Consider the following 9,035-nt stretch of genomic DNA (forward strand, 5'->3'; position numbering starts at 1 on the left):
GCCTTCTTCGCGGGTGAACCCGCTCCTACACTGGCAGCAAAAGATCAGAACACGTTCAGTGGGTAGTCGACGATGACCCGCACTTCATCGTTGTCGCTGTTGCTGTCGATCGACGCATAACCCTGGCTGCCGCGGTGGGTGGCATAACGCACCAGCACCGACAGGTCCTTGAGGTCACCTTCCTGGAACACGTATTTCACGTCCAGGTCGCGTTCCCAGTGCATGGCGTTCTTGCCATCTTCACGGTAGTAGTCGTAGTGAGTGGTGTCCTGAGTGGCCTTGGTCAGGTCAGCCTCGCCGCGCGAGTAGGACAGCGAGGTAGACAAACCAGGCACGCCGACACCGGCGAAGTCATAGCCGTACTGCAGTTTCCACGAACGCTCGTTCGGCGCGTTGAAGTCCGAGTACATGCGCGAGTTGTCCAGGTACACGCTGTCGCCCAGGTTGATGTAGTCGAATGGCGTGTTGCCGTTCACTCGCTGGTAGGCGGCGGTGACGCTGTGGAAGCCAGCGTTGACGGTGAAGTGCACGCTGTAGGTGTTGTTGTCGATCTTGCCTAGCAGGGCCTGACCGGTGTCCTGGGTGTGATAGAAGTGCACGCCTGGGTTCAGGCTGACCAGGTCATTGACCACATAGGTGTAGTCGAAGTCCGCGTAGTACTGGTTCCAGATGTCCTTCAGCTCGGCGGCGTACAGGTTGGCGGTGATGTGCTCGGTACCGCTCCACGACGCGCCGGCCCAGTTCAGGTGCTTGCTCTTGTCGTGCTCGTCCAGTGACCCGTAGTAGGTGTCGATGCGGCGGTGGCCGCTCTGGTTGTACGGGTGGGTGAAGCTGACCTGGCCGCCTTCGAGCAACAGGCCATCAATGCTGGTGTTGGTCAGGCTTACACCGCGGAAAGTTTGCGGCAGCATGCGCGTTTCACCGCCGGCGATCACCGGGTTGGTGAGGAACAGGTCACCGGCTTTCAGTTCGGTGTCGAAGGCCTTGAGCTTGACCGCAGCACCGGCAGTGGAGAACGAATGCGGGGCAGCGCCCAGTTCGCCGTCGTCCTTGATGTGTTCGGGCAGGATGCTGGTGCCGGCATGGCCGCCACCGCCGTCGAGCTTCAGGCCCAGCATGGCATGAGCATCCAGGCCAAAGCCGACCACACCTGGGGTGTAGCCCGACTCGAAACGCGCTACCGTGCCTTGGCCCCACTCGCGGGTGTCGCGCACGCCGGCGTTGTGGTTGTCGCGGTTGAAGTAGGCATTACGAAAATGCAGGTTGAAGGACGAACCTTCGATGAAGCCATCAGCCTTGTCTTCATCTGCCTGGGCGGCGAAAGGGATCGTTGCAGTCAACGCAATGAAAAGCGGGGTAAAACGAAACGCGGAAGGCACCGGTACTAGCTCCTTTGGTCTGACGGTGGGGCAGTTTTTATATTTGAATGTGCGTCTTTTTATAGGTACACGTTACAGCCGGGCTGAGTGTTAAAGCACATAAAAAAAGCCGCTGATCGGCAGCGGCTTTAAAAGGCTAACATATCGGCACCGGAGGTGCCCATGGCGTAGCCAAGGGAAAGAAGGAACAGCGACAGCGTTTGATCAGCTGTCGGCATTGGCATCGACGTTCACTTTGGAAGCTGTCTGTTTCGCGTCTTTTGCGGTATCTGCCTTGTTTGCGGCAACAGCCTCACGGGCCTCTTGATGGACCGCCGCGAACGCTGCATTACGGGTAACGAAAGCCGGGGATTCTTCGGCTATGGCCAGGGGCGACAACAACAGGGAAGACAGGACGAAGACGCTGGCAATACCCATACTGTTGGACATTTGAAACTACCTTCTTGCGGTGCAAGTGCTAATGAGGACAGGGGTAAAGTTAGTCCTTTCAGTGCACTCGAAACAGAGCGAAGTGCGATAAGCACTGTTGCGCAAAAGGTAACGATCCTTGCGAAAATTAATAGGACTTTCGGCGAAAGTCCCGTGCTAGAGCACCTGCACAGGGTGCCGCCTTGGGCAAAATGGTCAGGCTAGAAACCGATAAAGGCGTAATAAACCGGGGTTTCATGGGTTGTGCGCAAACCCAGTGCCTGCAAGCTTGCCGTCAGCGCTTCATCCTGCACATGCAAGGTCCACTGTGCCGCTTCATTCCCCTGTACCTGCGCCAGTGCTGCAGCAAAGGCCCCCATATCCGGCAAGTAGGCGGTAAACCCATTCCCCTTGAGCGCACTGGTCGTCATGCCCAATGCCTGGCACACCGCCACCTTGGCGGCAATGTCATCGCGGTCGGCCTGGCGCGAAGCCTGTACCAGTGCCTGCAGTTCCACATCGACCAGTTGCGCGCCATGAATCAGCTCCGGCCCCTGTTGCCAAGCCTCAGGCGGGCAGTCTTTGCTGTCTGGCCGCAGCGGGATATGCGGGTTGATTTCTACCGGATAGATGCGACACACCAGCGGGCGCTGCTCATAGATGGTGCAGAGGTCGTTGGCGTCGAGGTTACGGCAACGTCCGGGGTTGAATGCAGCAAAGGTCACCGAGACGCGTGCCTCGCCCTCGCCACAATGCACTGGATGGGAGCGTCGCAGCACATGGTCACGCTGCTCCAGCGGCATGCCGGGGCCGTCCACGACGAAGGCCTCGATCAGTACCACCACCTGGCCGGCATCGTCCGCCCAGCGACGCGCTTCGGCCAGCGTCAGTGGCACATGGTGGCCGGTGCAGCATTTGCCGCAGCCGGTACAGCCGAAACGTAAGCGGTCGGTCACTTGGCCTCCGGGCTCCATTCACTGACGAAAGCACGCTGGTGCTGGCGGTCGTACAGGCACAGTTCGGTGCCGGTGCGCTGCTGCATGTGCTTCTGTGGGTAGACGCCTTCGATCAGCAGGGCACTCATGCCGACCTGGTCATCAAACTCGGCGGGCTTGCCGCGGGCATGGGCGTCCTTGAACTGGCTGGCGGTCAGGCAAGCCTTGAGCATCTGCTGGCGTTGCTCGTTCCAGGCCTGGCTACTGGAGGCCTGGGCAATACCGCTGAAGAGGGCGCAGCTGATCAAGATAGAGCTGAGAAGCTTCATACGCGATTCCGGCAATTTTCTTGCGAGGGGCGCGAATTATGCCCGAGTCACCCCCGGCGGCAAGCCGGGGAGTTTGTCGCTGAATATATCAGTGCTCGGCGAACACCACGGTACGCGCAGCCACCACCAGACAATCGGTCAGCTCTGGCGAGGAGAACTTGGTAAGGATGGCATTGGCCCCGGCCTGGGTCGCCTTTTCACTGCTCATGGCACTGTCCAGCGAGGTGTGCAGCAGCACATACAGGTGCTGGAAGTCGGGGGTTTCACGCAGCGTGCGGGTGAAGGCGTAGCCGTCCATTTCGCTCATTTCGATGTCGGAGACGATGATGTTGATCTCCTGCGCGGTGCCTTGCAGCTCCAGTAGCACGTTGATGGCGTCTTTGGCGCTGCGCGCGGTGTGGCATTCGATACCGAGGTTGCGCAGGGTGTGCACTGACTGCTGCAGGGCCACCTGGCTGTCGTCCACCACCAGGATGTTGGCGGCGGCCAGCAGGCTGGCGTCTTCTTCGTTCAAGGTGCCGTGCGCTGGTTCGGCGACGGGCGGGGCGATGGCGTGTATGACTTTTTCGATGTCCAGCACCTGCACCAGGGTGTTGTCCACGCGCGTCACACCGGTAATGAACGAGCGGGTGCCCGAGGCGTAGGGCGGCGGTTTGATGTCGGTGCTCAGGCAATGCACGATGCGGCTGACTGCCTGTACATGCAGGCCTTGGCGCGAGCGGCTGATCTCGGTAACGATCAGGCAGCCACCCTGCGGGTCGACCAGTGGCTGTTCGCCAATGGCGCGAGACAAGTCGATGACCGACAGCGAGTGGCCCCGCAGGGTTGCCACACCTTTTACGTGGGGGTGTGACTCGGGCAGCTTGGTCAGCGGCGGGCAGGGGATGATCTCGCTGACCTTGAGCAGGTTGATTGCCATCAGCTTGCCGCTGCGCAGGGTGAACAGCAGCAGGGATAGCGAATCCGCGCGGGCATTTTGCGTGGCCATGGTGACCTTCGGTGGGGAGCAGGGGATATCCGGTTATCGGCCTGTTTTGGTCGGGCTTTAGGCAATTTGCACAGAACTCAGGAGTGCTTGGGCCCCTTGTGGAAGCGGGTATGCCCGCGAAACGTGCGTCGCGGTGCATGGCACCGGCTTCGCCGGTGTTCGCAGGCATGCCCGCGCGCACAGGGATGTGTGTAAACAACTGGATCAGCGTTCGCGCAGGGCCTCCTTGGCCCGGTTCAGCGGCTTGATCAGGTAATCGAGGATGGTTTTCTCGCCCGTTCGGATATCCACCGTGGCAATCATCCCTGGCACGATCGCAAAACGCTTGCCGGCCTTGTTTTGCAAGCTGTCCTGTTCGGTGCGGATGAACACGCGGTAGTAGTAGATTTCCGGTTTGACCTCGTCCTGCAGGGTGTCCGGCGAAATGCCCACCACCTTGCCGTCCAGCCCGCCGTACACCGAGTAGTCATAGGCGCTGATCTTGACCTTGGCCGCCTGGTCGGGGTGAATGAAGGCGATGTCCCGTGGCGCGATGCGGGTTTCGATCAGCAGGCGTTCGTCCATCGGCACGATCTTCATCACCTGGCCACCGGGCTGCACCACGCCACCCAGGGTGTTGACCTCGATGTCCTTCACGATGCCGCGCACCGGCGAGCGCAGGGTCAGGCGGGTGAGCGAGTCGCTGCGCCCACGGATCACTTCCGACAGGGCGTCCGCTTCGGCGCTGGCCTTGGCCAGTTCTTCCCGGGCGCGCACCAGATAGTCTGAGCGCGCCTCGTTGGCTTTGAGTTCCAGCTCGGAACGCTGGCGGTTCAGGCGGATCACTTCAACCCGGCTGGAGGCCCCCATCTTTGCCAGGTTCTCGGTGATTTTCAGCTCGCTGCGCACCAGCTGCAACGAGTCCTGAATGCCCGCCAGGGTCTGTTCCAGGCCGCGACGGCGGGTCTGGTACAACGCGGTTTCGGCATCGATCAGGTCGGGAGAGTCGCGCAGGCTCGCCGGGAAGGTCAGGGGCTTGCCGGTCACCTCTGCCTGCAAGCGAGCCTGGCTGGCTTTGGCAGCCCGGTACTTGGCCTCGCTTTCACCCACGCTGGAAGCCGTCTTGGTCGGGTCGAGCTGGGCCAGCACTTGGCCGCGCTCGACCAGGTCGCCTTCGGCCACGCTCATCTGCGCGACGATACCGCCCTCGAACGACTGAATGACCTGCTCTCGCGAACTTGGGATGACCTTGCCTGTGCCGGTGGACACCTCGGTCACCTCGAACCAGGCCGCCCAGGCCAGGAACGCCGCCAGCATCAGCGCGCAGAGGGTGATGATGCGGCCGGCGCGGAACACCGCCTGGTCGTCCTGCCCGTCCAGGTAGGAAGCCGGGAGTTCATGGTTGCTCATGCCTGGGCTCCCTGCAGTTTGGCCAGCGCGGCATCGCGCGCGTCATCGATGACGATGCGCCCGGCGTCCAGCACCAGGATGCGGTCGACCCGCTGCAGAACACTCAGGCGATGGGTTGCGATCACCAGTGTACGGCCCTCACAGAAGCGCTCCAGGTTATCCAGCAGCTTGCGCTCGGTCATGTCGTCCAGCGACGCGGTCGGCTCGTCCAGCAGCAGCACCTGCGGCTGGCGTACCAGCAGGCGCGACAGCACCAGGGCTTGGCGCTGGCCGCCAGACAAGCCCAGGCCTCCTTCGAGGATCAAGTGGTCCATGCCCTTGGGCAGGCGGCGGACGAAGTCCAGTGCGCCAGTGGCGGCCAGCGCGGCCACCAGTTCTTGGTCGCTGGCCTGGCCGGCGCCGAGGGTGAGGTTTTCCCGCAGGGTGCCGTGGAACAGCCTCGCGTACTGCGGCAGCAGGCCGACGTCACGGCGCAGGTCAGCAGGGTCGAGGTGGGCCATGGCGATGCCGTCCAGGCTGATCTCGCCCTGTACCAGGTCCATGGCCCCACCCAGCGCCTGCAGCAAGGTTGATTTGCCGGCGCCGTTGCGGCCCAGCACGGCAATGCGCTCGCCCGGCTGGATGTCCAGCCGGCCAATGTTCAGCACTGGCGGGTAGTCTTCGCTGTAGCGGAAGTTGGCCTGGCGCAGGCGGTACTCGCCGTGAATGGCTGGCAGGTGCACGCGGGCTTCGCCTTCGGGGTGGTCGACTGGCGACTGCATCAGCTTGTCCAGGCCTTGCAGCGCGACCTTGGCCTGCTGCCAGCGGGTCAGCACATGGGTCAGCTGGGCGAGCGGTGCCATCATCCGCGACGAAAGCATGGATGCCGCCACCAGGCTACCCGTGGTGAGGTCGCCGGCGATGACCATGGGTGCGCCGATCACGATGACCACGGCAAACACGGCACCCTGCACGTTCTGCGTCCAGGTCACCAGGCCGTTGGTGAGGGTGCGCAGGCGCAGGTTGGTGTGCGCGCAGGCCGCGTTGTACTGGTTCCACTGCCGTTCGAAGCGAGCCTCCGCCTGCAGTGCCTTGATCTCGTCCAGGCCTTGGATACTTTCCACCAGCATGGCGTTGCGCAGCGCCGACTCACGCATCGAGGCATTGGCCAACCGTGCCAGGCGCCGTTGTGCAAGCAACCCGGGCAACACCATGGCCAGCAGCGCGACCAGCGGGATGAACACCAGTACGCCGCCGATCAGCCAGAACACGAACAGGAACAGCAGGAAGAACGGCAGGTCGGCCAGCACCGTGGCGGTGCTGGACGTGATCAGGTCGCGGATCGACTCCAGCTCGCGCAACTGCGAGATGAACGAGCCGGTGGACTTCGGCCGCACCGAGTTGCGCAGGCGCAGGGCATGGCCGTAGACCAGGTCGCTCACCCGCAGGTCGGCGCGCTTGCCGAGCAGATCGGTCACCTTTAGCCGCAGCAGGCGCATGCTGAAGTCGAACACCAGTGCCAACACCACACCGCCAAACAGGACGTAGAGGGTGGGCAGGGATTCAGCCGGTATCACTCGGTCGTACACCTGCATCGAGAACAGCACGCCGGCCAGCGCCAGCACGTTGGCCACCAGTGAAGCGACCATCACCTGCCCATAAGGGCGCAGGTCACGCAGTACGATGCGGGCGAACCAGTGGCGGTCGTAAGGCGCGGTGTAGTCGTCGGTGCGCACATCGCGCAGTGGCCGGGCCGGGCGCAGCAGGGCCACGCGGTTGATACGGCCTTTGAGGGTGTCGCGGGGCAGACGCGAAGTCAGGCCCTGGTCACCGGCGAACACCACTGCCAGGTCGTCCTCTTCGGTCACCGAATCGACCACCGCCAGCTGCCCATCGTCCAGCTCCAGCACCAGCGGCGTGCGCCATTGCCGCAGGCCCTTGGCATCGAAGTGCACGAAGCGCAATGCCAGCCCCGCCTGACGTGCCATGTGGCGGAGGATTTCATTCAACGGGCGGGCATCCTCCGCAGCGGCCAGGCGAATACGCTGGGGTGATACGTCCAGGCGGTAGTGGTGTGCCACCTGCAACATCACCTCAAGCCAGGGGCCAAGGTCTGGCCGGTGGACGGCGGCCTGCTCCGGCGCGGGCGCCTGGTTGGGCAGGGTCACATCGATCGAATCACTCATGGCTGGATCTCCACACCTTGCAGGTTGCGCCCCTCAAGGCCAAAGGCCGTGCGCAGGGCGCCGGTGTTGTACAGGCAGTCGACATCCAGGCGCAGCAGATCGGAGCGGGTGCCGGCAAGTTCGAAGCGTGACTGGTAGATCTCCTGCTCGGCGTTGAGCAGGTCGAGCAGTGGCCGTGTCCCCAGGTCCAGGTACTGACGCCCGTAGAGCATGCGTGCCTCCTGGATGCTGACCTGGCGTGCTTCCAGCGAGGTTAGCCGGCGGCCCAGCCCGGAGGTTTGCGCCATGGCCTCGGCCAGGCCTCGACGCGCTTGCAGGCGTGCGGCGTCTTCGGCGGCGTCGGCGGCGGTCAGCGCGTGGCCGGCGGCGCGGGTACGGGCGCTGATGGAGCCCCCTTGGTAGATGGGGACTTCGACGTTCAGGTAGATGCCCGCCTGGGTGCGGTCCAGCCGTGCGTTATCGCGGTTGTAGTCGTCGTCCAGGTAATGATTGACCTGCGGTTGCAACGACAGGGTAGGGTAGGCCTCCGCCTTTGCCTGGGCCAGCTCGGCCTGGCCCTGTGCGCGCTGGGCCAGGGCCATCAGCACGGCGGGCAGGCGGTCATCACCCTGTGCAGGGCGCTTGCAGGCCTGGTTCAGCTCGGCGGGTGAGCCTTCGGCCAGTGCCGGTGGGATAACGCGGCCCATCAGCGCCGCCAGGGTCGAGCGCCAGCGCTCGTACTGCGACTGGTACTCTTCCAGGGTGGCACGGGCGCTTTCCACGCGGGACTCGGCCTGCACCACGTCGGAACGGGTACTGGCGCCCATGTCGCTGCGCTGGCGCGCCATGCCGGCAATGTCGCCCACGCCGCGAATCTGGTCGCGGGCAATCGTCATCAGTTGCTCGTAGCGGCGGGTTTCGATCCAGGCATAGGCTGTGTCGCGGGCCAGGTCGTCGACCACCAGCAGGATATTGGCCTGGGCGCGGGCGGCGGCAGCCTGGGCCGCGTTGACGGCGCTGTCGACCTTGCCGAAGTCATAGAGCATTTGCTTGAGCGACAGGTTCAGGGCCTGGCTATTGCGGTCGCCGCCATAGCCGGTGTCATAACCGGTGCGCAGGCCACCGGAAATCTGTGGGTAATACCCCGCACGGGCGACGTTGATGCCTTCGCCCTGCTTGTAAAGGTTGCCGATGGCCTCAGCGATGCTCGGGTGCCATTGCGCTGCCTGCAGCACCGCGTCGGTAAGGCTCAGCCGTTCGCCACTGGCGACCGGGGCCATGCCGATGGGGGGCCGGGCGGGCACCGCTTCGGGCGCATCGCGTAGCAGCGACGGCCCGATCTGGCGCAGGTGGGGGTCTATATCATCGGCTGCCTGGGCAACCGGGTGGAAGTTCAGGGCCAGGAGCCCGAAGGCTCCCAGCAACAGCGGTGACAGCGGACTGCTTCGCTTCACATAGTTCCC

The 9,035-nt window shown here is 63.5% G+C and carries 8 protein-coding genes; all 8 read right to left on the reverse strand.

Annotation, left to right across the window (positions count from 1 at the left end):
• Nucleotides 1-44 precede the first annotated feature (44 nt).
• A complete protein-coding gene (locus tag LMH93_RS04310; protein ID WP_230064857.1) occupies nt 45-1,379 on the reverse strand; it encodes an OprD family porin in 1,335 nt (444 codons plus the stop codon).
• Between the two features lie 204 nt (nt 1,380-1,583).
• Nucleotides 1,584-1,808 (reverse strand): hypothetical protein, encoded by a 225-nt coding sequence (locus LMH93_RS04315; protein WP_230064858.1) that lies wholly within the window; start codon nt 1,806-1,808, stop codon nt 1,584-1,586.
• Between the two features lie 200 nt (nt 1,809-2,008).
• On the reverse strand, nt 2,009-2,743 hold the full coding sequence (locus tag LMH93_RS04320) for a YkgJ family cysteine cluster protein (RefSeq protein WP_014860791.1): 735 nt from the start codon (nt 2,741-2,743) through the stop codon (nt 2,009-2,011).
• The gene (locus tag LMH93_RS04325) at nt 2,740-3,051 is read right to left on the reverse strand and encodes a hypothetical protein (protein WP_003247302.1); all 312 of its coding nucleotides are present in this window, start codon (nt 3,049-3,051) and stop codon (nt 2,740-2,742) included. Before LMH93_RS04325 ends, LMH93_RS04320 begins: the two co-directional genes overlap by 4 nt.
• Nucleotides 3,052-3,139: 88 nt before the next feature.
• A complete protein-coding gene (locus LMH93_RS04330; RefSeq protein ID WP_003247301.1) occupies nt 3,140-4,039 on the reverse strand; it encodes a chemotaxis protein in 900 nt (299 codons plus the stop codon).
• A gap of 204 nt (nt 4,040-4,243) precedes the next feature.
• Nucleotides 4,244-5,428, reverse strand: a complete 1,185-nt coding sequence (locus LMH93_RS04335) for an HlyD family type I secretion periplasmic adaptor subunit (protein ID WP_003247300.1) — start codon at nt 5,426-5,428, stop codon at nt 4,244-4,246.
• Nucleotides 5,425-7,593: a type I secretion system permease/ATPase gene (locus LMH93_RS04340; RefSeq protein WP_102885859.1), complete on the reverse strand. Its 2,169-nt coding sequence runs from the start codon at nt 7,591-7,593 to the stop codon at nt 5,425-5,427. The genes LMH93_RS04335 and LMH93_RS04340 overlap by 4 nt, the downstream gene beginning before the upstream one ends.
• Nucleotides 7,590-9,026, reverse strand: coding sequence for a TolC family outer membrane protein (locus tag LMH93_RS04345; protein ID WP_230064859.1), 1,437 nt, complete (start codon nt 9,024-9,026; stop codon nt 7,590-7,592). Before LMH93_RS04345 ends, LMH93_RS04340 begins: the two co-directional genes overlap by 4 nt.
• Nucleotides 9,027-9,035: the final 9 nt, after the last annotated feature.

Source organism: Pseudomonas sp. CIP-10 (assembly GCF_020911845.1).
Classification (GTDB): Bacteria; Pseudomonadota; Gammaproteobacteria; order Pseudomonadales; family Pseudomonadaceae; genus Aquipseudomonas; species Aquipseudomonas alloputida.

Bases quoted from the DNA above. Each gene is read 5' to 3' on its own strand.
- LMH93_RS04315 (WP_230064858.1), bottom strand. From the start codon at position 1,808: ATGTCCAACAGTATGGGTATTGCCAGCGTCTTCGTCCTGTCTTCCCTG.
- LMH93_RS04325 (WP_003247302.1), bottom strand. From the start codon at position 3,051: ATGAAGCTTCTCAGCTCTATCTTGATCAGCTGCGCCCTCTTCAGCGGT.
- LMH93_RS04330 (WP_003247301.1), bottom strand. From the start codon at position 4,039: ATGGCCACGCAAAATGCCCGCGCGGATTCGCTATCCCTGCTGCTGTTC.
- LMH93_RS04335 (WP_003247300.1), bottom strand. From the start codon at position 5,428: ATGAGCAACCATGAACTCCCGGCTTCCTACCTGGACGGGCAGGACGAC.
- LMH93_RS04340 (WP_102885859.1), bottom strand. From the start codon at position 7,593: ATGAGTGATTCGATCGATGTGACCCTGCCCAACCAGGCGCCCGCGCCG.